The sequence below is a fragment of the Streptomyces sp. NPDC048506 genome (assembly GCF_040651315.1).
In the GTDB taxonomy this organism is placed as follows: domain Bacteria; phylum Actinomycetota; class Actinomycetes; order Streptomycetales; family Streptomycetaceae; genus Streptomyces.
The window spans coordinates 99,242-125,948 of sequence record NZ_JBEZIX010000025.1 but is presented as its reverse complement, the minus strand read 5'-3'; the positions used below and the strand labels follow the sequence as shown (position 1 = coordinate 125,948).

At 71.1% G+C, this 26,707-nt stretch carries 25 protein-coding genes, 1 pseudogene and 1 riboswitch; of the genes and pseudogenes, 18 read left to right on the top strand and 8 right to left on the bottom strand.

The features are described from left to right. Positions 1–28: 28 nt before the first annotated feature. Positions 29–358, top strand: coding sequence for an antibiotic biosynthesis monooxygenase (locus AB0C96_RS21615; protein WP_362919295.1), 330 nt, complete (start codon positions 29–31; stop codon positions 356–358). 65 nt (positions 359–423) lie between these two features. Continuing rightward, positions 424–966, top strand: coding sequence for a GNAT family N-acetyltransferase (locus AB0C96_RS21610; RefSeq protein WP_362919294.1), 543 nt, complete (start codon positions 424–426; stop codon positions 964–966). Between the two features lie 149 nt (positions 967–1,115). Here AB0C96_RS21610 and AB0C96_RS21605 read toward each other — a convergent pair whose 3' ends face one another. Then, positions 1,116–3,206, bottom strand: a complete 2,091-nt coding sequence (locus AB0C96_RS21605) for an MFS transporter (protein ID WP_362919293.1) — start codon at positions 3,204–3,206, stop codon at positions 1,116–1,118. A 334-nt stretch (positions 3,207–3,540) separates the two neighbouring features. Here AB0C96_RS21605 and AB0C96_RS21600 point away from each other — a divergent pair, with 334 nt between their 5' ends. Both AB0C96_RS21600 and AB0C96_RS21595 read left to right on the top strand, forming a co-directional pair. Beyond that, positions 3,541–4,593, top strand: coding sequence for a peptidoglycan-binding domain-containing protein (locus AB0C96_RS21600; protein WP_362919292.1), 1,053 nt, complete (start codon positions 3,541–3,543; stop codon positions 4,591–4,593). A gap of 198 nt (positions 4,594–4,791) precedes the next feature. Beyond that, positions 4,792–5,472, top strand: a complete 681-nt coding sequence (locus tag AB0C96_RS21595) for an HAD-IA family hydrolase (RefSeq protein ID WP_362919290.1) — start codon at positions 4,792–4,794, stop codon at positions 5,470–5,472. A 60-nt stretch (positions 5,473–5,532) separates the two neighbouring features. Here the strand turns inward: AB0C96_RS21595 and AB0C96_RS21590 are convergent, their stop codons facing one another. Together AB0C96_RS21590 and AB0C96_RS21585 are read right to left on the bottom strand one after the other, a co-directional pair. Further along, positions 5,533–6,114 carry a TMEM165/GDT1 family protein gene (locus AB0C96_RS21590; RefSeq protein ID WP_362919289.1) on the bottom strand — a complete coding sequence of 194 codons (582 nt, stop codon included), beginning with the start codon at positions 6,112–6,114 and terminating at the stop codon, positions 5,533–5,535. A gap of 210 nt (positions 6,115–6,324) precedes the next feature. Next, complete coding sequence (locus AB0C96_RS21585) at positions 6,325–7,062, bottom strand: ABC transporter permease (protein ID WP_362919288.1); 738 nt, start codon at positions 7,060–7,062, stop codon at positions 6,325–6,327. A 232-nt stretch (positions 7,063–7,294) separates the two neighbouring features. Between AB0C96_RS21585 and AB0C96_RS21580 the strand changes: the two genes are divergently transcribed. From AB0C96_RS21580 to AB0C96_RS21540, 9 genes and pseudogenes are all read left to right on the top strand, one after another. Further along, positions 7,295–7,939, top strand: coding sequence for an HNH endonuclease family protein (locus tag AB0C96_RS21580; RefSeq protein ID WP_362919307.1), 645 nt, complete (start codon positions 7,295–7,297; stop codon positions 7,937–7,939). A 291-nt stretch (positions 7,940–8,230) separates the two neighbouring features. Continuing rightward, on the top strand, positions 8,231–9,982 hold the full coding sequence (locus AB0C96_RS21575; RefSeq protein ID WP_362919287.1) for an alkaline phosphatase D family protein: 1,752 nt from the start codon (positions 8,231–8,233) through the stop codon (positions 9,980–9,982). A gap of 206 nt (positions 9,983–10,188) precedes the next feature. Further along, entirely contained in the window at positions 10,189–12,294 is a 2,106-nt protein-coding gene (locus AB0C96_RS21570) for an FAD/NAD(P)-binding protein (RefSeq protein WP_362919286.1), read from the top strand. A 78-nt stretch (positions 12,295–12,372) separates the two neighbouring features. Beyond that, on the top strand, positions 12,373–12,837 hold the full coding sequence (locus AB0C96_RS21565) for a DoxX family protein (protein ID WP_362919285.1): 465 nt from the start codon (positions 12,373–12,375) through the stop codon (positions 12,835–12,837). A gap of 222 nt (positions 12,838–13,059) precedes the next feature. Next, positions 13,060–13,707 carry a VTT domain-containing protein gene (locus tag AB0C96_RS21560; protein ID WP_362919284.1) on the top strand — a complete coding sequence of 216 codons (648 nt, stop codon included), beginning with the start codon at positions 13,060–13,062 and terminating at the stop codon, positions 13,705–13,707. 61 nt (positions 13,708–13,768) lie between these two features. After that, positions 13,769–14,398, top strand: a complete 630-nt coding sequence (locus AB0C96_RS21555; protein ID WP_362919283.1) for an N-acetyltransferase — start codon at positions 13,769–13,771, stop codon at positions 14,396–14,398. A gap of 216 nt (positions 14,399–14,614) precedes the next feature. Continuing rightward, the gene (locus AB0C96_RS21550) at positions 14,615–15,790 is read left to right on the top strand and encodes a class I SAM-dependent methyltransferase (RefSeq protein WP_362919282.1); all 1,176 of its coding nucleotides are present in this window, start codon (positions 14,615–14,617) and stop codon (positions 15,788–15,790) included. Between the two features lie 137 nt (positions 15,791–15,927). Then, positions 15,928–16,434 (top strand): hypothetical protein, encoded by a 507-nt coding sequence (locus AB0C96_RS21545; RefSeq protein WP_362919281.1) that lies wholly within the window; start codon positions 15,928–15,930, stop codon positions 16,432–16,434. A gap of 46 nt (positions 16,435–16,480) precedes the next feature. Next, positions 16,481–17,367, top strand: a pseudogene (locus AB0C96_RS21540) (helix-turn-helix domain-containing protein). A gap of 22 nt (positions 17,368–17,389) precedes the next feature. Here AB0C96_RS21540 and AB0C96_RS21535 read toward each other — a convergent pair. Further along, positions 17,390–17,965, bottom strand: coding sequence for a helix-turn-helix domain-containing protein (locus tag AB0C96_RS21535; protein WP_362919280.1), 576 nt, complete (start codon positions 17,963–17,965; stop codon positions 17,390–17,392). Positions 17,966–18,161: 196 nt separating this feature from the next. On the opposite strand from AB0C96_RS21535, the gene AB0C96_RS21530 reads away from it, so the two are divergent. The 5 genes from AB0C96_RS21530 to AB0C96_RS21510 all read left to right on the top strand — a co-directional run bounded on the left by AB0C96_RS21530 (position 18,162) and on the right by AB0C96_RS21510 (position 22,547). After that, positions 18,162–18,620, top strand: a complete 459-nt coding sequence (locus AB0C96_RS21530; protein ID WP_362919279.1) for a cupin domain-containing protein — start codon at positions 18,162–18,164, stop codon at positions 18,618–18,620. A gap of 63 nt (positions 18,621–18,683) precedes the next feature. Then, on the top strand, positions 18,684–19,340 hold the full coding sequence (locus AB0C96_RS21525; protein WP_362919278.1) for a nucleoside/nucleotide kinase family protein: 657 nt from the start codon (positions 18,684–18,686) through the stop codon (positions 19,338–19,340). 56 nt (positions 19,341–19,396) lie between these two features. Then, on the top strand, positions 19,397–20,107 hold the full coding sequence (locus AB0C96_RS21520) for a MarR family transcriptional regulator (RefSeq protein ID WP_362919277.1): 711 nt from the start codon (positions 19,397–19,399) through the stop codon (positions 20,105–20,107). Then, a complete protein-coding gene (locus tag AB0C96_RS21515) occupies positions 20,104–20,952 on the top strand; it encodes an alpha/beta hydrolase (protein WP_362919276.1) in 849 nt (282 codons plus the stop codon). The genes AB0C96_RS21520 and AB0C96_RS21515 overlap by 4 nt, the downstream gene beginning before the upstream one ends. Positions 20,953–21,116: 164 nt before the next feature. Then, a riboswitch (cobalamin riboswitch) is annotated at positions 21,117–21,341 on the top strand. A gap of 27 nt (positions 21,342–21,368) precedes the next feature. Next, entirely contained in the window at positions 21,369–22,547 is a 1,179-nt protein-coding gene (locus tag AB0C96_RS21510; protein ID WP_362919306.1) for a HoxN/HupN/NixA family nickel/cobalt transporter, read from the top strand. Positions 22,548–22,559: 12 nt separating this feature from the next. On the opposite strand, the gene AB0C96_RS21505 is transcribed toward AB0C96_RS21510, so the two are convergent. The 4 genes from AB0C96_RS21505 to AB0C96_RS21490 form a co-directional block, all read right to left on the bottom strand. Beyond that, positions 22,560–23,060, bottom strand: a complete 501-nt coding sequence (locus AB0C96_RS21505) for a VOC family protein (protein ID WP_362919275.1) — start codon at positions 23,058–23,060, stop codon at positions 22,560–22,562. Positions 23,061–23,232: 172 nt separating this feature from the next. After that, positions 23,233–23,784, bottom strand: a complete 552-nt coding sequence (locus tag AB0C96_RS21500) for a DoxX family protein (RefSeq protein WP_362919274.1) — start codon at positions 23,782–23,784, stop codon at positions 23,233–23,235. 656 nt (positions 23,785–24,440) lie between these two features. Further along, positions 24,441–24,995: a hypothetical protein gene (locus AB0C96_RS21495; protein ID WP_362919273.1), complete on the bottom strand. Its 555-nt coding sequence runs from the start codon at positions 24,993–24,995 to the stop codon at positions 24,441–24,443. A gap of 71 nt (positions 24,996–25,066) precedes the next feature. Beyond that, entirely contained in the window at positions 25,067–26,707 is a 1,641-nt protein-coding gene (locus tag AB0C96_RS21490; RefSeq protein WP_362919272.1) for an alpha/beta hydrolase, read from the bottom strand.

Genomic DNA, 26,707 nt, shown 5'->3' with positions numbered 1-26,707 from the left:
CTGACACCGCATGCGGCAAGATGGGCGCATGAGCGTAGTCAAGATCAACGTGTTGACCGTCCCCGCCGAGCAGCGGGAAACCCTGGAGAAGCGCTTCGCGTCCCGCGCCGGCACGGTGGACTCCTCGGACGGCTTCGAGTGGTTCGAGCTGCTGCGTCCGGTGGAGGGCACCGACCAGTACCTCGTCTACACCCGCTGGCGGGACGAGGAGTCCTTCCAGGCCTGGATGGAGGGCCCGATGAAGGCAGCGCACCAGGGTGGTGGCGCCGAGGGCGGTGAGCGGCCCAAGCCGGCCGCGTCCGGTTCCACGCTGTGGTCCTTCGAGGTGGTGCAGCAGGCGGGCCCGCGGAAGGCCTGACCGACACCGGTGGCGTCGCTTAAATCCGTTGCGTACCGGGCCGTTGCGGCCCCGACAATGGCGCCATGAGCGACGCCGCCGCCCTCCCCCTCCTCTGGTCCATCACCGCCGAGCCGGTCGCGTCATCGGAGGCCAGGGCGCTGTTGCGGGAGTACTACACCGAGGTCGCGGACCGCTGGCTCACCCTGTACGAGGGGCGCCGCTCGACATCCGAGGAGATCGACGAGGGGGTGGCGGAGTACCCCAGCGCCGATCTGACGCCGCCGCACGGCGTACTGCTGCTGGCCCGCCGCGATGACACGGTGGCCGGGTGCGCCGGGGTACGGCTGCTGGACGCCCGGACCGCGGAGCTCAAGCAGATGTTCGTCCGGGCCTCCATGCGCGGCCTGGGCGCTGCGAACGGCCTGCTCACCGCCGCCGAGACGGCCGCCGCCCGGCTGGGCGCCGAGCGTCTGCGACTGGACACCCGGTTGGACCTGGTGGAGGCCGTCGCCCTCTACCGGCGGCACGGCTTCGTCGAGATCGCGCCGTACCACGACGACCCCTACGCGGAGATCTTCTTCGAGAAGCGGCTGACCGGGGAGGTGCCGGTCCCGGCGCGGGAGTAGGAGTAGGACGAGGGGCCGGCGGGACGGCGGGTCACTGGGTCAGTGACACCGGTGGGTCAGGGACACCGGTGGGCCGGTGGGCCGGTGGGCCGGTGAGTCGGCGGGCCGGTGAGTCGGCGGGCCGGTGAGTCGGCGGGCCGGTGGGCCCGTCACGGGCCGGGCGCGCCCACCTCGCCCGGTGGCCGCGGCGTCCGCGGCGGGGTGCGCGAGACCGGCTGCCGGGCATCGCCGTCCTGGGGTTCCTCGGCGTCGGAGCCGCACAGCTCCGCCGACAGTTCCCGGACCAGATCGGTGAGGTCGGTGGGGCGGTCCGTGGTCCACCAGTCGCCCAGCATCTCGGCCAGCGACTCCTGGCGGGCGGCCGAGAGCCGGTCCGCGGCCTCCCGGCCACGGTCGGTGAGCAGGAGCAACAGCCCCTCACGGGCGCCCAGTCCGCGTTCCTCGATCTGGCGGACGCCCTCGGCGACCACGCCGAGCGGGACGGTGGTGCGTTCGGCGAGCAGCCCCGGTTCCACCGAGCCGTAGCGGTGGATGCGCAGGATCACCCAGCTGGCCGCGGGTTTGAGGTCCAGTCCGGCCCGGGCGGTGATCTTCTCGTAGATGTGCTTGCGGCCTTCCATGCTGCCGAGTTTGGACAGGGCACGGGCGCATTCGTCGCGCGAGGACCGCTCGACGGGGTTGGAGGAGAGCACCTCGCTGGTGTCGGGCGCGGTCACGCTGCTGCGCAGCGGCTCCTCCCGGAGGAACCAGGCCAGGACGAACGCCACCAGGACGATCGGGACCGCGTAGAGGAAGACGTCGGTGATGGAGGTGGAGTAGGCGTTGAGCACACCGGCCGCCTGGCCGGCCGGCAGCTGGGCGACGGTCCTGGGGTCCTCGGCGATCTTCGACGGGTCGACGCCGGGCGGCAGTTGCTGTCCGGCCAGCGCGTCCGCGATCCGCGGGCCGAGCCTGTTGGCGAAGAGCGTGCCGAAGATGGAGACGCCGAACGAGGCGCCGATGGAGCGGAAGAACGTGGCCCCGGAGGTCGCGACCCCCAGGTCCTGGTAGGCGACCGCGTTCTGCACGATGAGCACCAGCACCTGCATGACCAGGCCGAGCCCGAAGCCGAAGACGAAGAAGTAGGCGCTCATCTCACCGACGCTGCTGGCCGGTTCGAGCTGGTGCAGGAGCAGCAGGCCGATCGCCACCACGGCGGTCCCGGCGATCGGGAAGACCTTGTAGTGGCCGGTGCGGCTGACGATCTGCCCGGAGCCGGTGGAGGCCAGCAGCATGCCGAGCACCATCGGCAGCATGTGCACACCGGACATGGTCGGCGATACGCCCTGGACGACCTGGAGGAACGTCGGCAGGTACGTCATCGAGCCGAACATCGCGAAGCCGATGACGAAGCCGATGACGGCGGTGAGCATGAAGGTCCGCAGCCGGAACAGGCGCAGCGGGATGACGGGTTCCGCGGCCCGTCGCTCGATGAGCACGAACGCCCCGAGCAGCATGACGCCGAGCGCGCCGAAGCCGACGATCTGCCAGGAGCCCCAGGGGTAGGTGACCCCGCCGAGCGAGGTCATCAGGACGAAGCAGGCGGCGACCGCGGCGATCACGCCGGTGCCCAGGTAGTCGATCCGGTGCGGGGTGCGGTGGCGCGGGATGTGCAGCACGGCGGCGATGACGGCGAGCGCGACGACGCCGATCGGGAGGTTGATGTAGAACACCCAGCGCCAGCTGAGGTGGTCCACGAACAGCCCGCCCAGCAGCGGCCCGAGGACGCTCGTACCGCCGAAGACGGCGCCGAACAGGCCCTGGTACTTGCCGCGTTCGCGCGGCGGCACGATGTCGCCGACGATCGCCATCGAGAGCACGATCAGGCCGCCGCCGCCCAGTCCCTGGAGGGCGCGGAAGCCGATCAGTTCGCCCATGTTCCGGGCGATGCCGCAGAGCACCGAGCCGATCAGGAAGATCACGATGGCGGTCTGGAAGAGCTTCTTGCGGCCGTATTGGTCACCGAGCTTGCCCCACAGGGGCGTCGCGGCCGTCGAGGCCAGAAGGTAGGCGGTGACCACCCAGGAGAGGTGGTCCAGGCCGCCGAGGTCGCTGACGATCGTGGGCAGCGCGGTGGCGACGATGGTCTGGTCGAGCGCCGCTATCAGCATGCCGAGCAACAGCGCGCCGATCGCGACGAGGACCGTCCGCTGGGACCGGTCCTCGCCGGGGGTGGCAGGAGCGCTGGTGTCCTGCGCCATGTGCGTCTCCTCCTCCGTCTCCGTCTCCGTTTCCGTTTCCGGTGTACGGCCTTCTTGTCCGCGGCCTTCCCGGCGTAGCGACTGGCCCGGTCTCCGGATTCCGGCTTCTGGATTCCGAATTCCGGATGGGGTGGCCGGGCGTCTCCCGTCCCGCGGGCTTCCTTCCATCGTGGGCGGTTCGGCCGGATATGGCCCGCCGAGCGGTGATCGGCATCGGCGGTCGCACGGCGGACACCTGGGGTATGCCGGGCGGATGTCCGCGAGCGCCTGCGCGGACGGGCCGGGCGTCTGGATAATCGCTGCCGGTTCGAGGCCTCCAGGGAGGGGACCACTCGTGACGGCGTTACGGACATGCCCGCACTGCTTCGCCCCGGTCCGCAGCAACGGCCGGCCGAGTTGTCTGTGCGCGGCGGCCGATGCGGAGGACTTCGATCCGCTGCACATACGGCCGTACGTGTCACTGCCCGACGAGGACGAGGGCGACGGGGAGCGGAACCAGGGCCGTGGGGAGCCGAACCGGGCCGGCTCCGGGCACCCTGCCCGCGGCGACCGGCTGGACGAGATACCCGGGGTGGATGCGGCGGTGCACCGGGCGGACGACAGGGCACTTCGGACCGAGGACCCGCCGTCCGCCGCCGAGGCCCCGCCGCCTGTGACGGCCCGGGCGCGCCGCCGCGCGGGGCCGACGTCGAGGACCTTCAGCGCGGTCCCCGAGGAGCCGGCGTCCAGCACCGCCACCGAGGAGCCGACGGTCCGCTCCTCCGCCGCCGGCCACACCGCACCTGCACCGGCCCGTCGCCCCCGCGCGCTACCGGCCCTCCTGGCGACCGCCGGCGCCGCAGTGGCCGCCACCGCCGTCCTGATCGGCACCGACGCCCTGACCGGCGGCGAGCAGGACCGGGCGGCACCGCCCGACACCGGCACGGTCTCCCCCACCGCCGCCTTTCCGACCGGCGGCGACGCCTCCCCCACACCGAGCGGCAGCCCCTCCTCCCCCACCCCGGCCCGTAGCCCTTCCGGCGGTGCGACCGCCCTCGGCACTCCCGAGAGCACCGCGACGCTCTTCCGGAGCGCGGCACCGCACCCGCCCGCACCCACCCAGGCATCCGGCCGCGTGACGGACTCCCCTGATGACCAGCGCCCCAGCTCCGCACCCACCGGGCCGATCGTGCTGCGCGAGGGATCGAGCGGCCCGGAGGTGACCGAGTTGCAGGAGCGGCTGCGGCAGCTGGCCCTCTACCCGGGTGCGCCGAACGGCCAGTACGACGCGGCCGTACGGGACGCCGTGGCGCGCTATCAGCAGGCGTACGGGGTGACCGGCGATGCCGGCGGGGTCTACGGCACATCGACCCGGAGCTCCCTGGAGGCGCGCACCCAGGAGCCGTGACGATCCGCAGGCGGCAGGCCCCATCGGCGGCGGAGGACGGGGTGCCGACCGGACCCCGGTTGTCGGCACCCGGAAGAGTTTTGTATCGTGTAGGAACAAAGTGGTTCCGCCCGCACTCCCTGACCGGCGGGCGGAACCGCTTGTCCTTCTCCGCCCGGACGGCCCGTACCGTCCGTGAAGCGCCCAGGAGCCCCGCCGATGACGGCCACCACCACGCTCACCGCCCGCGCCCTGCTGCTGGACATGGACAGCACGATCGTCAACTCCGAAGCCGTCGTCGAGCGCTGCTGGCGCCGCTGGGCGGCCGAGCAGGGGCTGAATGGGGACGAGGTCCTCAAGGTCGTGCACGGCCGGCAGGGCTGGGCCACGATGGCCGCGCTGCTGCCGGACCGCCCGGTGGAGCTCAACATGGCGGACAACCGCCGGATGCTGGAGCAGGAGACCTCCGACACGGACGGCGTGGTGCCGGTCCCGGGCGCGCCCGCGTTCATGGCCGCCCTCGCCGGACTCCCGCACGCCCTGGTGACCTCGGCCGACGGCCCGCTCTCCGACGCCCGCATGGGTGCCGCCGGGCTGCCCATGCCCCCCGTGCGCATCACCGCGGAGTGCGTGAGCGCCAGCAAGCCCGACCCGGAGGGCTTCCTCAAGGGCGCCGCCGAACTGGGCTTCGCCCCCGAGGACTGCCTGGTCTTCGAGGACTCCGAAGTGGGCATAGAGGCGGGCCGGGCGGCCGGGATGCGGGTGATCGGCGTCGGCGAGCGCGCGGCGGCGTTCGCCCCGACGGCGCAGGTGCGCGACCTCACCCAGGTCCGCGTCGAGGCGCTGGCGGACGGCGTGATCGCCGTGCACATCGATGCCGCACCGTCCGAGATCGCCTGATCCCCCCGCACCTGACACCCGACCCGTGCGCCCCTCGGTCCCGGCAGGGGCGCCGCCCGCTCAGCCCGTCAGCGCCTCGTACAGGCTGAAGGCCGCCAGCAGGGCCATCACACCGGCCGCGACCTTGGTGATCAGCTTGAGCGGCACATGCTTCATGAGCGTGCGTCCGCCGAGGATGCCCAGGCCGGCGACGGCCCACAGGGCCAGTACGGCACCGACGCCCACCGAGATCGGGTCGCCGTAACGGGCCGCGAGGTTGGCGGTCATGATCTGGGTCAGATCGCCGAACTCGGCGACCAGGATCATCGTGAAACCGGCCCCGGCGACCTTCCAGAAGCTCTGGTCGGCGGGCTTCTTCACTTCTTCCTCGTCGTCGTCCTTCTTGAACAGCAGCACGGCGGCGCCCACCAGGAAGAGCACCCCGACCACGCCCTGCACCACCCGGTGCGGCAGCAGCGTCAGCACGCTGCCCGCGGCGATGGCGAGCGCGACGTGGACGAGGAAGGCCGCGGCGACGCCGACGAAGACGTACGAGGCGCGGTAGCGGGTGCCGAGCATCAGGCCGGCGAGGGCGGTCTTGTCGGGCAGTTCGGCGAGGAAGACGACGCCGAAGACGACGGCGGCGACGGTGGAACTGAACACGGGGTGGAATACCTCGATCGGTCGGGCCGCACCAAAGAGCCCGGGAAGAGGGGTCGCTTCGGCACGGCAGCGTCGAACACTGCGGCCGAAGGTCTCGCTGGCGCGGTACGTGTCCGTATCGCGCTCCGGGCGCCGGCTCACCGCGTCGAGGGCGACGGGTGGGCAGTATGTCGACGGTCCGGCAGAGAGCTACTCCCCTTCTGCTGCGGACTAGGGTACGCGGTGCAGCCGGCCCCGTGCGACCAGCTCCAGCACCACCGCGCACGCCGCCGCCTGCACCGCCAGCAGGGCGACCAGCACGAACAACTGCACGGCCCCCGCCTGGACGGGGGAAGCGCCGCCCAGCAGCATGCCGACGAACGCCCCGGGGAGTGTGACCAATCCCACGGTCCTGGTCTGGTCGAGCCCCGGCAGCAGCGCGTCCGAGGCGGCCGGGCGGGCGACCTCCATCCGTGCGTCGCGGTCCAGCAGGCCGAGCGCGAGGCCGGCCTCGAACTCCCCGCGCCGGGTCTCCAACTCGTCCAGCGCCCGTCGCCCGCCCAGCACGGTGGCGGTCAGCGCGCCGCCGATCAGGATGCCGGTGACCGGGATGAGGCTGAGGCCGCGCGGCGGCACCAGGCCGGTCGCCAGCAGCAGACCGACGACCGGTCCGACCCCGATTCCGATCGGCACGGCGGCCCACCACCAGGTGCGGTTCTGGGTGATCCGGCGCCCCGCGGTCCGCACCGCCACCGAGAACATCAGCAGCAGGAAGCAGAGCAGCCAGGGGAGGGCGTGCACCACCCAGCCGATCAGGTAGGAGACGGCGGCGAGTTGGGCCGCGGCGCGCAGCCCGGCGACGGCGATGGCCCGGGCGTGACCGAGGTGCGCCAGCGCGGCGACGGCCACGGCGGCGACCAGCAGGACGGCGAGAACCACCCCGAGGGTGGCGTTGACCGGCAGCAGCACGCGCTCACTCTAGGGCGCTGAACAGGGGCGCAGGCGTCGGCGCGGAGGTAATCGGAGTGGCGTTGTGCACTTGTGGCACCCCGTCGCCCCTTGATCTGACGTGATCATGTCGCCACCCTGTTACCTGGTGCCCACCCCATGGCAACCCCACTTCACCACCATGGGCCCGCACCGCACGTCAACTTCCCCCCACTTCAAGGGAGTTTCGATGACCGAGGTCATATCGAAGCGCATGCCAAAGGTCTACGCGCGTCGAGTGTCCATGGCCGCCGGTGCGGCCGCTGCGCTGGCCTGCACGCTGGTGCTCAGCGGCCAGACGGCGCAGGCGGCGCCGCCCGGCCCGCCGAGCGCGGCCACCGCCCGGACGTACCTCGCCGAGATCAAGGAGCAGCCCGAAGGCCCGCAGGACGGCTACAGCCGCGCCAAGTTCCCGCACTGGATCGACCAGGGCGACAACTGCAACACCCGTGAGGTGGTGCTCAAGCGCGACGGCAGCAACGTCCAGCAGGACGGCAGCTGTGCGGCCGTGAGCGGCACCTGGGTCTCGCCCTACGACGGTGCGACCTGGACCAAGGCGTCGGACCTCGACATCGACCACGTGGTACCGCTGTCGGAGGCCTGGAAGTCGGGCGCCGCGCAGTGGACCACCGCGCGACGTCAGGAGCTCGCCAACGACCTGACGCACTCCCAGCTGATCGCCGTCACCGACAACGTCAACCAGGAGAAGGGCGACAAGGACCCGGCCAAGTGGCTGCCGCCGAAGGCGTCGTACCACTGCGAGTACGCCCGGATGTGGGTGTGGGTCAAGCACGTGTACGGCATGACCGCGGACTCCGCGGAGAAGGCCGCGCTGAAGAAGATCCTGGACGGGTGCTGACGCCCGCCCCTCGCCACCAGGGCCGTCCGACCTGACCAGAAGGACGGCCCTGGTCCCGCGCGCCCGTCGGACGGGATCCCCCGCCCGACGGGCGCGCCTCCGTTCCACCCCGCCCCGCCCCGCCCCGCCCACCGATCCGGCCGGCCCGCCTCGGTTCCGGCCCGCCACCCTCGGTTCCGGCCCACCCGCCGTTCCGACCCGGCACCCTCGGTTCCGGCCCATCCGCGGTTCCGAACGCCCGCCCGCCCGGTTGTGCTCCTATCCTCTCCTCCACGACGAGGGGAGACGCCGATGGCCGAACTGCGCTTGGGGCCGCTGCTGCGGTACGTCGACGCGAACAGCGCGACGGTGTGGGTGGAGACCGATCGTCCCTGCGAGGTGCGGATCAGCTGCGCGGACGGGGCGGGCGGCGCGGAGCGCACCTGGCAGGTGGCCGGGCACCACTACGCGCTGGTCCCGGTGACCGGCCTGACCCCGGGCAGCGAGACGCCCTACCAGGTCCTGCTGAACGAGCCGGGAGCACCTCCCGGCGGCAGCGGGGAGAGGGTCTGGCCGCTGCCCGACGGGCGCTTCCCGGTGAGCACCATCCGTACCCTGCCGGCCTCCGGGGACGATCTGCTGAGCATCGCCTTCGGCTCCTGCCGCTGGTCCGCGCCGCCCGCGAAGGCCGCCCACGACCCGATCGGCCCGGACGCGCTGGACACCCTCGCCGCCGCGCTGGCCGCCGAGCCCGACCGCCAACGCCCGGACGTCCTGCTGCTGTTGGGCGACCAGGTCTACGCCGACCAGACCTCCGAGGCGACCGCGCGGGCGCTGGCCGACCGCCGCGACCTCACCGAACCACCGTGGAAGCAGGTCGCCGACTACGAGGAGTACACCCACCTCTACCACGAGTCCTGGCTCGACCCGGAGGTCCGCTGGCTGCTGTCCACGGTCCCCAGCTGCATGATCTTCGACGACCACGACGTGATCGACGACTGGAACACCTCCGCGGCCTGGCTCGCCCGGATGCGGACGACGTCCTGGTGGCACGAGCGGATAGTGGGCGGCCTGATGTCGTACTGGGTCCACCAGCACCTGGGGAACCTCTCCCCCGCCGAACTGGCCGTCGACGAGCTGTACACCCGGGTGCGCGCGGCCGCCGACGGCACGGACCTGGTGCGGGACTTCGCCGTCCGGGCGGATGCCGACCCGGCGGCCACCCGCTGGAGCTACCGCCGCGACCTCGGCCGGGTGCGCCTGGTCATGATCGACACCCGTGCCTCCCGCGTCCTGGAGGAGGGCGGCCGCGCCATGCTCGACAAGGCCGAGGGCGAATGGCTGCGGCAGGCGGTACTGGACGGGCGCAGGGACTACGACCACCTGCTGCTGGGCAGTTCGCTGCCCTGGCTGATGCCGCACCTCATCCACGCCGCGGAGGGCTGGAACGCCGCGCTGTGCGCCGGCGAACGCGGCCCCCGCTGGGCCCGTGCCGGCGAACTCCTGCGCCAGCGCGCCGACTTGGAACACTGGCCGGCCTTCCCCGAGTCGTTCGCCGCGCTCACCGAGCTGATCGCCGAGGCCGGCTCCGGCCCGCACGCCCCGGCGACGGTCTGTGTGCTCTCCGGCGACGTGCACCACGCGTATGTGGCGGAGCCGCACTGGCGCGACGCCGGGCGGCCACCCACCAGCCGGGTGCTGCAACTGACCTGCTCCCCCGTCCACAACGGCATTCCCGGTGCGCTGCGAGCCGGCTTCCGGTTCGGCTGGAGCCGGTCCGGGCGCCTGTTGGGGAAGCTGCTGGCGCGGCACGGGCGGGTCGGCCGGCCGCCGGTGACGTGGCGGCGGACCGGCGGTCCGTGGTTCGGCAACCAGTTGATGACGCTGACGCTGACGGGTCGTACCGCGCGGATCGCCCTGGATCAGGCCCACCGGGCGAAGCGGAGCGGAGGTGCCCGTTTGGTGACGGTGTGGCGCGATGAGGTCGCCGGTGCGCGCGTTGCCGGGGATACGGAAGGTGCGGTCCGTTCTGCCCGTGGCACCGACCGGGCGAAGAGCGGATGAGGCGGACGATTCACCGCTCTTGACGACGTGCCGGGTCGCCCGCCCCGGGCCGTGCGACCCGCAAGATGTGGCGTATTTCTTTGCCCACCCGGGTGCTGTGCGGGTGGGTCGGGCGGTGATGATGGGGCGCACCTTTGCTCGTCGCCCGCACTCTCGGGCGGCCGCGCCCGCGCGCCGGCCGCCCGCCGCCCCAGGGAGAGCCCGTCTTGGCCGCCGACCACATCGCCGACCGCCACCGCCACCCCGCGCTCGCCCTCGCCATCGTCGGCGCCGGGCCGCGCGGGACGAGCGTGCTGGAGCGGATCTGCGCCTCGGCCGCCGAACTGGCCCCGGGTGTCCGGCTGACCGTCCACGTCATCGATCCCGCCCCGCCCGGCGCCGGCCAGGTGTGGCGCACCGCCCAGCCGCCCGAACTGCTGATGAACACGGTGGCGTCGCAGGTCACGCTGTTCACGGACGAGAGCGTCGAGTGCGCCGGCCCGATACGGACCGGACCGAGCCTGTACGCCTGGGAGGGGTGCGAGGTCGGCCCGGACGAGTATCCGGGGCGTGCGCTGTACGGCCGCTATCTGGAGTGGGTCTTCCGCCACACGGTGCGCACCGCCCCCGACGAGGTGACCGTCGTCCCGCACACCGCCCGCGCGGTGCGGCTGGCCGAGTCCCCCGACGGCACCCAGACGCTCACCCTCGACGACGGCCGGGAGCTGGGCGGGTTGGGCGCGGTGATCCTCGCCCAGGGCCATCTGCCGACCGTTCCGGACCCCGAGCAGCAGCGCCTGGCCGCCTACGCCACCGCTCACGGGCTGCGCCATCTGGCGCCCGCCAACCCCGCCGACCTCACCGCGGACCTGGCGGCGCTGGCCCCGGGCAGCGCGGTGCTGCTGCGCGGCCTGGGCCTGAACTTCTTCGACCACATGGCGCTGCTCACCACGGGCCGCGGCGGACGGTTCCTGCGCGACGGGGACGGGGCGCTGAGGTACCGGCCGTCCGGGCTCGAACCCCGGCTGTACGCGGGTTCCCGGCGCGGTATCCCGTACCACGCGCGCGGTGACAACGCGAAGGGCGCGCACGGCCGCCATCTGCCGCTGTTGCTGACCCCGGACGTGATCGCCGGCTTCCGCAAGCGCGCCGAGTCCGGCGACCTGCCCGACTTCCTGACGGAGGTCTGGCCCCTGGTGGCCAAGGAGGTCGAGACGGTCTATTACGAGGCGCTGCTGGCGCGGCGGGATACGGAGGGGGCATCCAGCGGGCCGGCGGGCGGTCCTCCTTCGGACGGTCCGTCGGGCGGTCCGTCGGGCCGCGTGCCGCGCGGGCGCTTCCGGGAGCGCTTCCTGGGCAGCGCGCACCGAAGTCCCGAAGAGGCCGCGGCTCTCGACGCCTTCGGCATCGCGCCGGCCGAACGCTGGGACTGGGAGCGCGTCTCCCGGCCGCACGCGGGACGGTCGTTCGCCGACCGCGCCGCGTTCCGGGAGTGGTTGCTGGACCATCTGCACCAGGACGTCGACCACGCCCGGCAGAACAACGTCTCCGGCCCGCTCAAGGCCGCCCTCGACGTGCTGCGGGACCTGCGCAACGAGCTGCGGCAGATCGTCGACCACGGCGGGTTGGCCGGGGTGTCCCGCCGCGACCACCTGGACCGCTGGTACACCCCGCTCAACGCCTTTCTGTCGATCGGGCCGCCACGGAGCCGGATAGCGGAGATGACGGCGCTCATCGAGGCGGGGGTGCTGGAGGTGGTCGGCCCCCGGATGACCGTCCGGCCCGGTGCCGCCGACGGTCACGGACCCGGCTTCACGGCGAGTTCTCCGGACGTTCCCGGTTCGGAGGTGACGGCCACGGCACTCATCGAGGCCCGGCTGCCGGAGCCGGATCTGCGGCGTACCGGTGACGAGCTGCTCGCCGGTCTGCTGGCCGACGGCGGTTGCCGTCCGCACATCGTGGACGGCTACGAGACCGGGGGGCTCGATGTGTCGCCGAGTCCGTACCGCCTCGTCGAGGCCGACGGGCGGCACCATCCGCGGCGGTTCGCGATCGGGGTGCCGACGGAGGGCGTGCACTGGGTGACGGCGGCGGGGGCGCGCCCCGGGGTGGGGTCGGTCACGCTCGCCGACACGGATGCCGTGGCGCGGGCGGCGCTGCGGGCCACGGTCGGGGGCCGCGGGAGGACCGCGGTCGGGGGCGCCGAGAGGGCCGCGGCCGGGGGCAAGAGGACGGCCGCGGTCGGGGGCGAGAGGACGGGTGCGGTCGGGGGCGACGGGACGGGTGCGGGACGGGCCGATTCGGACCAAAGGCCCCAAATGACCAAAGCTTGAACTTGCAAGTATTGTTAGGCGTCCCTAACCTGTTCCTCCGCGGTTCCCTCCGTCCCCAGAAGCCGTAGGAGTCCCCACATGTCCGCACCGCTCACTTCCTTCACCCAGAGGGCGACCCCGCACGCGCTCGCCCTCTTCCGCGTCGTCATCGGCCTGCTCTTCGCCTCCCACGGCGCGTCGTCGCTCTTCGGCGTCCTCGGCGGCGCCATGGGCCAGGGCGGCACCATCCCCACCGGCAGCTGGCCGGGCTGGTACGCGGCGGTGATCCAGCTGGCCGGCGGCATCCTCGTCATACTGGGCCTGGGCACCCGCGCCGCGGCGCTCGTCAGCTCCGGCTCGATGGCGTACGCCTACTTCTCCGTCCACCAGGGCACCGCGCTGTGGCCCATCCAGAACGGTGGCGAGGCCTCCGCGATGTTCTGCTGGGCCTTCCTGCTGATCTTCTTCACCGGCCCCGGCGCCTGGGCGCTGGACCGCGTCTTCTTCGGCAGCGACGAGCCGGCGGCGGCCCCGGCCGCCCAGCGCGAGCCCTCCGCCGCCTGAGACGGCGCCCCCGAGGCACCTTCAGCCCGGTAGCGGTTCCCCGGTCCTCCGGGGTCCCGTGCACGCCACGGCCCGTACGGCGCAGCCGCCGCACGGGCCGTGGCGTGTTCGTCGACCCCCGCCCCGTCACCCCCGAAAGCCAGGCGTACGCTGTATGGCTGAAAGGGCCGCCCCTGCCGCACCGAGCGACGTCGCGGCGGGGTTCGGACCGGGAGAAGGACGTTGTTGGAAGACCTGGGGCCGCTCACCGGCACCCCCTGGGTGTACGTGATCGTCAGCATCTCGATCGTTCTCGACGTGTTCGTCCCGATCCTGCCCAGTGGCGTCCTGGTGATCGCCGCGGCCACGACGGCCGCCGGGTCCGGCACCGCGGCCGACACGGTCGGCGACGTCGCCTCGTCGGTGCACGGCGGCTCCCACGTGGCCGAGGTGTTCTCCCTGGCACTGTGCGCGGCCACCGCCTCGGTGCTGGGCGACATGGTCGCCTACCGGCTCGCCTGGCGCGGCGGAGACCGCTTCGACCGGGCGATCGGCCGCTCCCGACGGCTGGCGGCGGCACAGCAACGACTCGGCGCGGCGCTGACCCGCGGTGGTGGCGGCATCGTCGTCCTGGCCCGCTTCGCCCCCGCCGGGCGCTCCGTGGTCAGCCTGGGCGCCGGCGTGGCACACCGCACGGTCCGCGAGTTCCTGCCCTGGTCCGCGCTGGCCGGCTTGGCGTGGGCCGCGTACAGCGTGAGCCTCGGCTACTTCGGCGGGCACTGGCTCGGCACGAGCTGGGTGAGCCCCGCCCTCTCGGTCGTCGCGCTCGTCGCCGCCGGCTCCGCCGCGGCCTTCCTCATCCGCCGGCCGGAGCGGCGCACGGCGCACTGAGCCGGCCGCCGGGCGGAAATCCCGTGGCCGATTGTCAGACCCGGCTGCGACGATGAAGGACATGAGCAGTACGCACGACACCGACGGCACGCACGGCGCCGACGGCACGCCCGACGCCGGCAGTAGAGGCGGCACGGGTAGCGCGGGCGCCGGTGCCCCGGTCGACCGGGGCACCGGCGTCACCGCCTGGCTTCCCCGCCCCGAGACCACCGCGGACATACCGGCCGTCCGCCGGATCAACCTCGCCGCCTTCGAGACGGCCGAGGAGGCCGATCTCGTCGATGCGCTGCGCCGCGACCCGGCGGCCTGGCTGCCCGGACTGTCGTACGTCGTCGACGCCCCGGACGGCACCCCGGCCGCCCACACCCTGCTGACGCGCTGTCATATCGACCAGGTACCCGCCGTGGCACTCGCCCCGTGCGCGGTACTGCCCGCGTACCAGCGGCGCGGTGCGGGCGGTGCGGCGATCCGAGCACTGCTGGAGGCGGCGCGGGCGGCCGGTGAGCGGACCGCGATCGTGCTCGGCCATCCGCCGTACTACCCGCGCTTCGGCTTCGCACCGGCCACCACCCGCTTCGGCATCCTGCCGCCCCAGCCCTGGCCGGACGAGGCGTTCATGGCGCTGTCCCTGGACGGCTCCACACCCCCGCGCGGCACGGTGCGCTACGCCGGAGCCTTCGGCATCGACTGACCGGGCCGGCGGACGGCCGCGGTGGCGCGGCAGCCGCCGCGCCACCGCGCCACCGCGATGCCTCGTGCCCGGACGATGCGGAGTACAGTCGATCGTCAACATCACCCCCGCTCACCGCCTCCGCGAGCGCCACCACGCTCCGCCGGCAGGCCGGGTTCCGCACCGCAGCGACGCCCCAGGGGACGGGCCCGCACCACACACACGAGGCACACTTCGGTGAACGCACCACCGGTCGTCGAATGGACCGAGGCCGACCGGCCCCGCTCCGCCCGTTGGCGTTCCGAGAACGGCTCCCCGCCACCCCGCCGGATCGTCATCGCCGACGACCGGACACGGGCCGACGATGCGTACAAGCTCGCCTGCGAGGGCACCGCGCTTTTGTGGCGCGGCGACTTCCACAACGCCCGCCAGCTGCTGACCGCGATGGCTCGCCGCATCGACCGCCGTCCCCGCAAGGCGCTGCCCGCCGACGTCACCCAGGCGTTCCACCGGCACCGCGCCGCCCAGAACCACCGCGCCCGCATCCTGGGCATGTTGCTGGTCCCGCTCGACGCGAGCTACGGCGTGCCGCTGCACCGAGCCCCTGACGTCCGCGAGGCCTGCACCCGTGCCTACGGCCCCGCGCAACCCGCACCTGCGGAGGCCGCCGACCCGGCGGAGCAGTCGGCCCCGGCCGCCACCCTCGTCTCGCTGCGCGAACTGCTCGCCCTCGTCGGCGCCAACGAGTGGCGCAAGAAGGGCGTGGAGATCCCGGCGCTCGGCGGCGACCGGATCCACCCGCACTACGGGGTCTTCTCTCCGGCCCGCGGCGAGTACGTCGACCTGGTCGCGCAGGCACCGCTGCCCTCGCAGGAGCTGGCGTTCGACATCGGCACCGGGACCGGCGTCCTCGCCTCGGTGCTGGCCCGCCGCGGCGTTCGCCGAGTCGTGGCCACCGACCAGGACCCGCGCGCACTGGCCTGCGCCCGCGAGAACACCGAACGACTGGGGGTGGCCGACCAGGTGGAGGTGGTCGAGGCCGATCTCTTCCCGGCCGGACGCGCCCCCCTGGTCGTCTGCAACCCCCCGTGGGTGCCCGCGAAACCGACCTCCCCGGTGGAGCACGCGGTGTACGACCCGGGAAACCGCATGCTGTACGGCTTCCTGGACGGCCTCGCGGACCATCTGACCCCGGCTGGCGAGGGCTGGCTGATCCTCTCCGACCTGGCAGAGCATCTCGGGCTGCGCCCGCACGCCGAACTGCTGGACGCCTTCGCCGACGCCGGTCTCACGGTCCTGGGCCGACTCGACATCACCCCGCGCCATCCCCGCGCCCGGGACACCTCCGACCCGCTGCACGTGGCCCGCGCCGCCGAGGTCACGTCACTGTGGCGGCTGGGGACCACGGACTGAGTACACACCCGCAGGAGCATCGCGGCCCGAGGCCATACGCCTCCTAATGCCGCGTCAGGCAACGTTCGCCCTGTCGGTGGGGATGGTTACCCTCGGACCGATCAACCGTGTGACATAAGCAGGAGGTTGCAGCCCTGATGACTGTGTCGTTTCGTGACTCGATGCTGGAGCTGTTGTCGGCGGCAGGTCCGGATCCGGACCACGCGGAGGCGATGATGCTCTACGGTCGGCTGGTCGGAACGTGGAAGATCAGCAACCGGTACCGGTTTGGTGATGGTCAGTGGCGCACAGCAGTGGGCGAGTGGCGTTTCGGCTGGGCCCTGGGTGGGAGGGTGGTGCAGGATGTGCTCTTCTGCCCGGAGTTCCACGACCGGTACCCTGGCACCACCATCCGTATGTACGACGTCACGACCGGGCTGTGGCAGATTACGTGGATCTCACCGAAGCTTCCTTCGTACTTCTCCCAGGTCGGTCGGCCTGACGGCGCCGGTGGGATGATCCAGGAGGGCACCGACTCCCAGGGCAGGCGCTCGCGGTGGACGTTCACGGAGGTCACGCCGACCTCTTTCCACTGGCAAGGGTTCAGCGCCGCCCCTGATGGCGAGTTCGAGTTGTTTCAGGAGATGCACGCGACACGCCGATAGTGCGGCATCCGCCGCGCAGGTGGCGTGGTCTCGGCAGGCCGCCCTGATGGCAGAACGAGTACGCGTCCGTGAGATCGATGACGACGAGGGGCAGCGCCTGCTGCGGATCGTCCGCAGCGGCACTGGGCAGTGGTGACCTGGCGGCGAGCCCAGATGGTGCTGCTGTCCGCGCAGGGCATGCCCGTGGCGAAGATCGCCGAGGTGACGTTCACCCGTGCGGACCGGGTCCGGGATGTGATCCATAACTTCAACGCGGACGGGTTCGAGGCGCTCTACCCGAAGTACAAGGGCGGCCGGCCGAGAACGTTCACGCTGCCCGAGCGGCGCGAGATCAAGAAGATCGCCAAGTCCAGGCAGGCCGAGCACGGCCTGCCGTTCTCGACCTGGAGCCTGGCCAAACTGGCCGACTTCCTGGTCGCCGAGGGGGTGGTCGACGACATCAGCCACGAGGGCCTGCGCAGCCTGCTCCGCGAGGAGGGAGTCTCGTTTCCACGCATAAAGACCTGGAAGACCTCCCGCGCCCCCGACTACGCGGCCAAGAAGGCCCGCATCGAGCACCTCTACGCGATCGCTGACAGCGAGGTCATAGCCGAGGACGGCGAGCCCGAAGTCGTCTTCTGCCTGGACGAGTTCGGGCCGCTCAACCTCCAGCCCCACCCCGGCCGGCAATGGGCCGAGCGCGGCGGCAGGCACAAGGACCCAGGCCGCGAGCCCAGGCCCCGACGCCGGGCGCTCTACACCCCGACCAACAGCTCCTGGCTCAACCGCATCGAAGCCCAGTTCGCCGCCCTGCGCTACTTCGCCCTCAACGGCACCGACCACGCCAGCCACAACGAGCAGGGCAGCATGATCCGCCGCTACATCATCTGGCGGAACAAGCACGCCGCCGACGAACGGCTACGCGAGGTCGTCGTCAGGGCGACCGTTGCCTGACGCGGCACTAGGCCATACACCTCTAGGGGCGCAGCCCCGCACACGCATTGCGGACGTAGCGCCGCCAGTCACCGGCGTCGTGCCGGATGACCGCCGCCAGCCCGCACACGATCATCACCACATCACCGACCTCGACGTCCTCCCGCACCGTGCCCTCCTCCTTGGCACGGGCGAGGAGTTGACCCGCGACCGTCTCGGCCTGTGCCCGCCCCTCCCCGGTCGGCTCGGAGGAACCGAACGCCGCCTCGATCGACGCGGACAGCCCGCGTTCGGCGTCGAGCACCTCCCCGATGTGCTCGACGTAGGCGGCCAGCCCCTCGGCGGCTCCGGTGCGCGGCAGACAGTGACTGCGCCCGAACTCCACGAGCTCCGCCTGCCGTTGCTCCCCCACGGCGGCGATCAGGGCCGCCCGGCTGGGGAAGTGCCGGTAGACCGTACCGATGCCCACCCCCGCGGCCCGGGCGACCTCGGGCATCTGCGCCTCGTCGCCGCGCGCACGGAACACCTCCCGCGCGGCGTCCAGGACACGGGTCCGGTTGCGCTCGGCGTCGGCGCGCGGCCTGCGCTGGGGGGCGGGAGGGGTCGAAGAGGGTGCCACAGCGCCGATGCTACTGCTACGCTCCACAAGCGGAATCGGATTCCGATTCCGCTTGTGGATTCCGCTTGAAATTCCTTTCAGCTCCACCGGCAAGCCCTGCACCAGACCACCAAGCACTCCCGCAACACCGACAAGTCCCGCACCACCCGAGAGGTCCCGCACCATCCGAGAAGCCCGGAGAGGATCAGCGATCACCATGCCCAAGGAGCGTTTCCTCGTACTACAGCCCGGCGAACGGCGGCCGGGGCGCGTCCCCCTGGCGCCCGGCCAGGACGTCAAGGCGCGCACCACCGACACCGAAGGCCGGCTCGCCATCCTGGAGAACCGACTCGACATCGATGTCCCGCTACACGTCCACCACCACGCCGATGAATTCGTCTATGTCCTCGAAGGCGAGATGGAGGTCGACTTCGACGGCACCACCCACCGCCTGACCGCCGGCATGTGCGCCCTGCTGCCGCACGGCGTCCCGCACGCCATGCGCAACGCCTCCCAGCCGCCCGCCCGCTGCCTACAGGTCTCGTCACCCGGCGGCTGGGACGCTTTCATGGAGGACGTGTTCGAGGCCGGCCCGGTCGCGATGAAGGACGGCCACCCCGATCTCGACCACCTCAACGGGATCGGCGCGAAGTACGGCATGGAGTACTACGTCTGACCCCGGGGCCGGCACACCACCGGCCGGCCGGCTCGACCCGCGATCGGGCACGATGGACGCACCATGGATCCCCGGCACCTCCTCTCCCGCGCCCATCGGCTGGCCGCCACCGCGACCCCGACCCGGCGCCGGCTGCTCGGCATCACCGGGCCGCCCGGCGCCGGAAAGTCCACCCTCGCCGCCCACCTGGTGGCCGAGCTGGCCGGCCGGGCGACGCTCGTCCCGATGGACGGTTTCCACCTCGCAGAGGCCGAGTTGCGCCGCCTCGGCCGGGCGGACCGCAAGGGCGCGCCCGACACCTTCGATCCCGCCGGCTACGCGGCGCTACTGGCGCGCCTGCGCTCGCCGGAGCCGGACACCGCCGTCTACGCCCCGACCTTCGACCGCCGCATCGAGGAGCCGGTCGCCGGCAGCATCCCGGTGGCACCGCATGTCCCGCTCGTCGTCACCGAAGGCAACTACCTCCTCCTCGACTCGGCTCCCTGGTCACGGATCCGCGGACTGCTCGACGAGGTCTGGTACGTGGACCTGGACGCTCCCGAGCGGGTCCGCCGGCTGGTCGACCGGCATGTGCGCTTCGGACGCCCGCGTGCCGAGGCCGAGCGATTCGTCCTCACCTCGGACGAGGCCAACGCCCGCGTCGTGGCGGCCACCCGCGACCGCGCCGACCTGGTCATCACCTTCTCCCCCGAAGCGGCTCCACGTCCGACGGAAGGGTGACCACTCAGAGCGACCACCCCCTTCCCAAATGACATCAGTGATGCCATCATGACATCATGAGTGTCAACGCGGAGGATGCCGGACGGAACGGAGGGAGGGGCGCCGGAGACCCGACGCCCACCCCCACCGAAGAACACACACCCACCGAAGAACCCAGGCCGCCCGAAGAACCGAGGCCCGCCGAAGAACCCACACCTGCCGCGGAGTTGCTGTACGGCGTCATCCGCCGCCTGTGGCCACTGCACCGCACGGTCGTCCGCGCAGTGGAGCGCGAGCTCCAGGCCACCGGCATGACCGCCGGCGAACACGCCCTGCTGGATGCACTGCGTACCGAAGGCCCGCGAACGGTCCCGCAGTTGGCGCGCTCGATGGACCTCGACAGACAGCCGGTGCAGCGTTGGGTGAACCACGCCGCGGAGCTGGACCTGGTCGTCACGGCCCCGAATCCCGCCCACCGCCGCTCGCCCCTGATCGAGCTCACCGCCCAAGGCGCGGAGGCGATACGCGGCATCCAGGAGTTCGAGGTGACGGAGCTGCGGCAGCGCCTGGCAGATCTGTCCACCGAGGACGTCCGCACCGCACTGCACGTACTCGACCGACTCGGCGAGGAGTTCCGGCACCTGGCGAACGGTGCGCGCATGTCGCCAAGCGAAACCGGCACTGACCACACTCCCGACAATCGCGATAGAAAAGACAGAAACCCCACTGACACCACCGGCGCTGCTGACCCCGCTCGCGCCCCCGGCAAAGGACGGTCCGGAGAATGACCCCGCCCATCACGGCCTGGTCCGAGATCGACAACGGCATCGTGCCGATCGACGACGGCGAGCTCTTCTACGAGACGGCGGGCTCGGGCCCCGCCGTGGTCCTGCTGCACGGCGGCATGCTCGACCAGCACATGTGGGACGAGCAGTTCTCCTGGTTGGTGAACTCCGGCCTCCGCGCGATCCGCTACGACTCCCGGGGCCACGGCCTGTCCTCCACGGTGGCCGGCGACTACGCCAACCACGACGACCTGTGCACCCTGCTGGACGCGCTGGACGTCCCCCACGCCGTCCTCATCGGGCTCTCCCACGGTGCACGGGTCGCACTCGACACCGCGATAGCCCACCCCGACCGGGTAACCGCCCTCGCGCTGGCCTCCCCCGGGATCAGCGGCCGTCCCTTCACCGACCCCTTCGTCCTGGAGCACATCGGGGAGCAGGTGGCGGCGATCGGCGCCCCGGACGGCGCGGAGCGCTACGTCGAGCACTTCCTACGGATGTGGGTGGACGGCCCGCACCGCGAACCGTCCGCCGTCCACCCCGGGTTCCGCGAGCGGATGCGCGCCTCGGCCGCGGCCAACGTCGAGGTGCATGCCGATGGCGTGGGCGCCGGGATGCCCCTGGAAGTCGGCGCGGCGGACCGCCTGGGCGAGATCGGGGTACCGACGGTGGTGTTCGACGGCGACCTCGACAGCTCGGACATCTCGGCCAACGCCCATGCAATAGCGCTCACGGTCCCCGGGGCCCGAAGAGTCCGCATACCGGGCGCCGCCCACATGGTCAACCTGGAGAACACCACGCTCTTCGACCACGAACTCCACGCATTCCTCTCCTCCTTGCACTGCTGACGCCTCCTCGCACTGCTGACGTCTCCTTGCCCTACTGACGCCGTTGACCGCCCTCCTTGGCCCGCCGGTGCCCGTGGCCACCGTCCACGACCTGGCTCTCTTCCGACCGGCCCGGCCGTGCACCACGGACGAACGGCGCCCGCCCGTCCCCTCCCGGTGAGCAGTTAGAGTGACCGGGCCGTGGTGTTCGGGAAGACCGGTGACGGACCTAGTGGTCCCAGTCCGGAGCGGCCCTCGCCACTGTGATCGGGGAGTTTCCAGCCCTTTCCGTATGCGCACGGCGCGCGTACGGCGCCACTGACCGCAGCCTGCGGCCGGGAAGGCGGGGGTGGGCGCGAGCGTCAGCGAACCCGTAAGCCAGGAGACCGGCCACGGCATCTCACGAACTGATCCACGAGGTGCTGGAGCGTGACCGGATGGCCCTGTCCACCGATACCCCGAACCCGACCACCCCTGTCGCCGTCGCGTTCCGCTGGCGCCGGCAGGACACCGTCCGTACCGCGGGCCTGATGGCCGTCATAGCCGGGCTGCACGTCGTCGCCTTCGGCGTGCTGTTCCTGCTCGTGGTCCCCCACCACTACTCCGTCGGCAGCCAGGTCTTCGGCGTCGGGCTCGGCATCACCGCCTACACCCTCGGCATGCGCCACGCCTTCGACGCCGACCACATCGCCGCGATCGACAACACCACCCGCAAGCTGATGGCCGACGGCAAGCGGCCGATCTCGGTGGGCTTCTGGTTCGCGCTGGGGCATTCGAGCGTGGTGGTTGTCCTCGCCGCGCTGATCGCCGGCGGTACCCGACTGGCCGGGACGCTGATGAACAACAGCACCCGCACCCACCAGCTGCTCGGCGTCATCGGCACCACCGTATCCGGCTCGTTCCTCTATCTGATCGCCGCGCTCAACCTGGTGGCGCTCATCGGCATCCTGCGGGTCTTCCGGGCAATGCGCGCGGGCCGATACGACGAGGCCGAGCTGGAAACGCACCTGGACTCACGCGGCTTCATGAACCGCTTCCTGGGCCGCTTCACCAAGTCCATCACCCGCCCCGGCCAGATGTTCCCGCTCGGCTTCCTCTTCGGACTCGGCTTCGACACCGCCAGCGAGGTGACGCTGATGGTGATGGCCGGCAGCGGCGCCGCGGCCGGCCTGCCCTGGTACGCGGTGCTGTGCCTGCCGCTGCTGTTCGCCGCCGGAATGAGCCTGTTCGACACCCTCGACGGCACGTTCATGAACTTCGCCTACCAGTGGGCGTTCTCCAACCCGGTGCGCAAGGTCTACTACAACCTCACCATCACCGGCCTGTCGATCGCCGTCGCCTTCTTCATCGGCACGATCGAGCTGGTGACCGTCCTCCACGACAAGCTCGCCCTCAACGACCCGCTGACCGGCTGGATCTCCGGCCTCAACCTCGACAACGTCGGCTTCATCATCGTCGGCCTGTTCGTGGTGGTCTGGGCCGCGGCACTGGCGTACTGGCGGGTGGCCGGAGTCGAGCAGCGCTGGGCGGTACGGGCCGAGCGGGCGAAGCCGGCTGCACATGGTGAGCCGGTACCGCAGGAGCACCCGGCAGCTGGGGCGACGCCGGACGCCTGAGGCCGACCGACCTCAGGTGGCCGAGCCGGCCGCGGCGCCCGTCACCAGGTCCGGGCCCCAGCGCTGCAACGCCACCGCCAGATCGAGCGGTCGCAGCCGGTCCGCCTCGTCGGGCCCCGGCCAGTCCTCCCGCGGGACCCGCCACATCACCTCGAACTCATTGCCGTCCGGGTCCCTGGCGTACAGGGACTTGGACACCAGGTGATCGCTGGAGCCGACGAGAGCCCCGCGCTCGGCGAGCTGCGCCTCGGCCGCGGCGAGCTCGCCGAGCGTGCCGACCTCCCAGGCCAGGTGGTAGAGCCCGACCCGCCCGGCCTCGGGCCCAGGCGCGTGCGACCCCACCGCGAACAGCCCCAGATCGTGATCGTTGAGCGAACCAGGCGCGCTGAGGAACGCGGCCCGCCCCGGTATCTCGACGTCCACCGTGAGCCCCAGAGCCTCGGTGTAGAACGCAACGGACCGCGCCAATTCGCGGACGTACAGCACCGCATGGTTGAGCCGTCGTACGGCCATGAATCCACTCCCTTATCGACTACCGCGACACCATCCGTGGCGCCACGCTCCTGACCTGCCTGCCGCTCCCGGCCCTGTCGCTCCCCCTCGCACTCCCCAGCACTCCTGCTCCCCAGCACTCCTGCTCCCCGGCGCTCTTGCTCTCCAGCTCTCCTGCTCCCTGCCCGGGGTCTCACGTCCGGACCAGCAACACCCCGCCGGCCATCACCGCGGCAAGCAGCAACGCGGCCACGCCGTACGCCAGCCGGTGCGCACGCAGACCGGGCAGGATGCGGTCGACGGCGTAACGCCCGGGGCCGGTCAGCGCCAGGGCCGCCGCACCGGCGGCGAGCAGCAGTTCGTACTCCACGCCCTTGGGTGCGAAGAATCCGCCGCCCCACTTCACGGCGAGCGCATTGATCATCGTGCCGACGACCGCCGCAGCGGCGAGCGGCGTCAGCAGCCCGACCACGAGCCCGAGCCCGCCGAGCGCCTCGCTCACACCGGCGACGACGGCCATGGCGCGGCCCGACGGGTACCCGCTCATCGTGAAGAACTGCCCGGTCCCGTCCAGCCCCGGCCCGCCGAACCAGCCGAACAGCTTCTGGGCGCCATGGGCCGCCATGGTCAGCCCGAGCACGAGCCGCAGCAGGAGCAGCCCGGTGTCATATCCGTGCAGAGCAGGCACAGGGCGCACCGAACCGCCGCCGCGCACGGACTCAAGGGTGCCGAGAGAGGACGTCATCAAGGACCTTTCCTGCCATCACTGACCAGCCGCCGCACCAGAACCGGCACACCGCCCGCCCCCGCCGAACCATTTACTTGAAGATTTACTTGAAACTTCAAGTCCGCGTTCCGACCATACACGCCACCTCCACCCCGAACAACAGCCCACCGACACCCCCGAACCCGACCCTCCCCCGCACACCAGTGACCCCCGGCCTGAACGAGCCGGAGGCCACTGACCTGACAATCCACCGCCAAGAACACCCAAGAATGCCCAAGAATGCCCACCCAACGAATGCGGACATCCAACCCCATAAGCCCCGAAAAAATCGAGCGCGGAAAGTTGCGCCACTTCACCCACGAGCACCGAACACTCCTGCCGGCGCCGACGCCACGAGCAGCCGTCACGGACAACCGTCATGGGCAGCCGTCACCAACTGCCGGGGCAAAAGCCTGGGACAGAGGCCAGGTACGAAAAACGGGGTACAGAAAACCGAAGACCCCAACCATGATTGATTCCGAAAAGCCCGCGCGGACCAGGGGAAACTACGCTCGGTAGTTCTCGCTGGTCCGCAGGGTTTTCCCGGTGTGCAGTGCCCTGGATGTGCCCGCCGAAGGCGCACTGCAGGAACCAGTCGGCGGGGCACCAACCGGGCCGGGCTGTCCGGGGATCGATCAGCCGAAGGGGTTGTCGGGGAAGCGGGTGGTGGAGGTTATGGGCCCTGCGGCGAGCGAGGGGGCTGCCGGGGCGATCGGGTTGGATTTCTGTGCGGGGACCGGGGCCGACACCTGTTCCTGCTTCACGCCGGGCGGCAGAAAGCAGGGAGTTTCCACGGAGAAGACAAGCGCGTTGCCGCGCCCGAAAGTTTCCACCGAGACAAAGAAGTTATCGCTGCCACCTTTGGCGTCCATGAGTGCCTGCGACGGCTCCTCACGGTAGCCACTGACCTTGTAGCCCTCGGCTTCGAGCTTCTTGCGCATGGGGCGCAGGGCCTTGCCATGCTCGTCCCCGTGGAGCTTGGCACGCACTGCGTAGGACAGGTCGAAACGGCCGTCATTGGCATGCTCGTGGTTTTCACCAAAACATTCGAAGAATTCCTTACTCACCGTTTTACCGTCGACCTGGAGGCCGTACTGACTGGCCAGTGAGGCGATCAGTTCGCGGGCCGAGCGTTCGGCTCCCTCTCTGCTCTTGACGGGTAGCGGATCGTTTTTCCCGGAGTCGGTCATACATCCTCCAGATGCGAGCAAGGCAACGAGTGTGAGCACGCTGATACGGACGGGGCGCCGGGTGCTGCCGGTCACCATTTCGGCCCCGTGGTCCCGGGTGGGTTGGGCTGCGGGTGCACGTGATACTCCCCCCTTGTAGGAGGCACTCCGGCGATGATGCGGCCCTGGTTGGCGAGGCTGTCACTGCGCTTGTCCCAATAGCCGCCGTGCCCCGAGGTGTCCACGTCGAAGACCTTGCCTCCGAACTCCTGGTCTGCGGGATTCTCTCCCAGGGTCTTGTCCGAGGCGACGGTGGAGACCATGTCGTCCGGTGCCCAGCCAGCCCAAACATGGTCCGGGTCCATCTGCAGGTCCTTGGCGTGGTCCACTGTCATTCCCGGGCTGCCAACCACAACGACATCGTCGGCATCGATGCCGTTGCCATGGGATGCGGCGTCGCCCACCACCGTCGAGCCGTAGCTGTGTCCCAGCACGGTCATATGGGCACGCTCGCCGGTGTGTGATTCGCGCAAGCCATGCGTGAAGCTCCTCAGGTCGCCAGCACCAGCGTCGGCACGCCCGGTCGTGGTCATGCTGCCGTCGACCTCGGGGGCGTCGTATCCGAGCCACGACACCACCGCGGTGCTCTCGCCACCCTTGTCCTGGGACGCCTTCTGCCGCCGGCCTACCCGCTCGATCTGCTCATCAACGTTCGTCAAGTCGTTGTCAGTGCCGGGTACTTGCACTGCAACGTTCCGCGCGGTGTCCGGATTTCCCTGGGACACCACGGCGCGCCCGTCGCGGGCCTTCGTGTCGATCCCCAGCACGTACAGCTGCTTGTTCTCGTCCTTACTGCCATCGGCCTTGTCGAGCGCGGTCTGCAGTTTCTGCAGGCCCTCGTACTGCCGCTGGTCGCGGATGCCCAACTCGCCGTTTTCCTTCTTCATCTCGTACTCCGCGAGCTGGAAATCCACCACCTTGCGGTTCGCCTCGTCACGGTCGGCGCTGGGTATACCGTCAAGCCAGCCGATCTTCTCGGGGTAGGCGTCGAGATATGACTGCCGCTCCTGTTCGGTGAGGCCCGACCACCACTTGGCGTTCTCCTTCGGGTCCTTCTTCGAAGGGATGGAATCCTCACTGAGGTGGGAGAACTCCGCGACCTTGCGGGCTCCTTCTTCGGCCTTCGACGCGCCGTAGTCCTTGTCGAGGTTGAAGGCGTCGATCTGCTGAAGGAGCTGCGTCCCGTCCCAGTCAGCGCTACTAGCGTCCCGAATGGTGTACTCGATGTCGTTCTTGTAGCCCTCCAGCTTGGCGACGCGCAGCTGATGCTCTTCCTGCTCGTCGGCGTCGGCGTTGCCGGGGGGACAGGCCCGGCCGTCCGTCACGTTGCCGTGGTCGTCGACGATGTACCCATCGAGTTCCGCGGTGCGCACACACCGGCGCAAGTCCTCCTGGGCTTCCTTCATCTTGGTGTGAACGGTGTCCAAGATGGTGGCGATGGAGGTGACGTCGGACTGCGCGGTGCCGAGCTGGCTCTCGCTCGTCTCCATCTTCATGAAGGCGTAGCGGGAGTCCACCCCCTGCCACCCACTCGCGTGCAGTGGTCCGGTCACCTTGTGCCGGTGCCGGACCTGAGCCTCCTCCAGCGCCTTGGCCAGCTTCTGCCAAGACCCGACTGCAGCTTCCAAATCCGAGAAATCCTGCTTGAGAAGTTCCTTGAAGTTCTCAGCCAC

Coding starts and splice junctions, on each gene's coding strand:
- AB0C96_RS21520 (WP_362919277.1), top strand. CDS start 19,397: ATGAGTGTCAACGCGGAGGATGCCGGACGGAACGGAGGGAGGGGCGCC.
- AB0C96_RS21605 (WP_362919293.1), bottom strand. CDS start 3,206: ATGGCGCAGGACACCAGCGCTCCTGCCACCCCCGGCGAGGACCGGTCC.
- AB0C96_RS21530 (WP_362919279.1), top strand. CDS start 18,162: ATGCCCAAGGAGCGTTTCCTCGTACTACAGCCCGGCGAACGGCGGCCG.
- AB0C96_RS21610 (WP_362919294.1), top strand. CDS start 424: ATGAGCGACGCCGCCGCCCTCCCCCTCCTCTGGTCCATCACCGCCGAG.
- AB0C96_RS21515 (WP_362919276.1), top strand. CDS start 20,104: ATGACCCCGCCCATCACGGCCTGGTCCGAGATCGACAACGGCATCGTG.
- AB0C96_RS21575 (WP_362919287.1), top strand. CDS start 8,231: ATGGCCGAACTGCGCTTGGGGCCGCTGCTGCGGTACGTCGACGCGAAC.
- AB0C96_RS21510 (WP_362919306.1), top strand. CDS start 21,369: ATGGCCCTGTCCACCGATACCCCGAACCCGACCACCCCTGTCGCCGTC.
- AB0C96_RS21555 (WP_362919283.1), top strand. CDS start 13,769: ATGAGCAGTACGCACGACACCGACGGCACGCACGGCGCCGACGGCACG.
- AB0C96_RS21580 (WP_362919307.1), top strand. CDS start 7,295: ATGCCAAAGGTCTACGCGCGTCGAGTGTCCATGGCCGCCGGTGCGGCC.
- AB0C96_RS21595 (WP_362919290.1), top strand. CDS start 4,792: ATGACGGCCACCACCACGCTCACCGCCCGCGCCCTGCTGCTGGACATG.
- AB0C96_RS21615 (WP_362919295.1), top strand. CDS start 29: ATGAGCGTAGTCAAGATCAACGTGTTGACCGTCCCCGCCGAGCAGCGG.
- AB0C96_RS21565 (WP_362919285.1), top strand. CDS start 12,373: ATGTCCGCACCGCTCACTTCCTTCACCCAGAGGGCGACCCCGCACGCG.
- AB0C96_RS21545 (WP_362919281.1), top strand. CDS start 15,928: ATGACTGTGTCGTTTCGTGACTCGATGCTGGAGCTGTTGTCGGCGGCA.
- AB0C96_RS21505 (WP_362919275.1), bottom strand. CDS start 23,060: ATGGCCGTACGACGGCTCAACCATGCGGTGCTGTACGTCCGCGAATTG.
- AB0C96_RS21525 (WP_362919278.1), top strand. CDS start 18,684: ATGGATCCCCGGCACCTCCTCTCCCGCGCCCATCGGCTGGCCGCCACC.
- AB0C96_RS21500 (WP_362919274.1), bottom strand. CDS start 23,784: ATGACGTCCTCTCTCGGCACCCTTGAGTCCGTGCGCGGCGGCGGTTCG.
- AB0C96_RS21495 (WP_362919273.1), bottom strand. CDS start 24,995: ATGACCGACTCCGGGAAAAACGATCCGCTACCCGTCAAGAGCAGAGAG.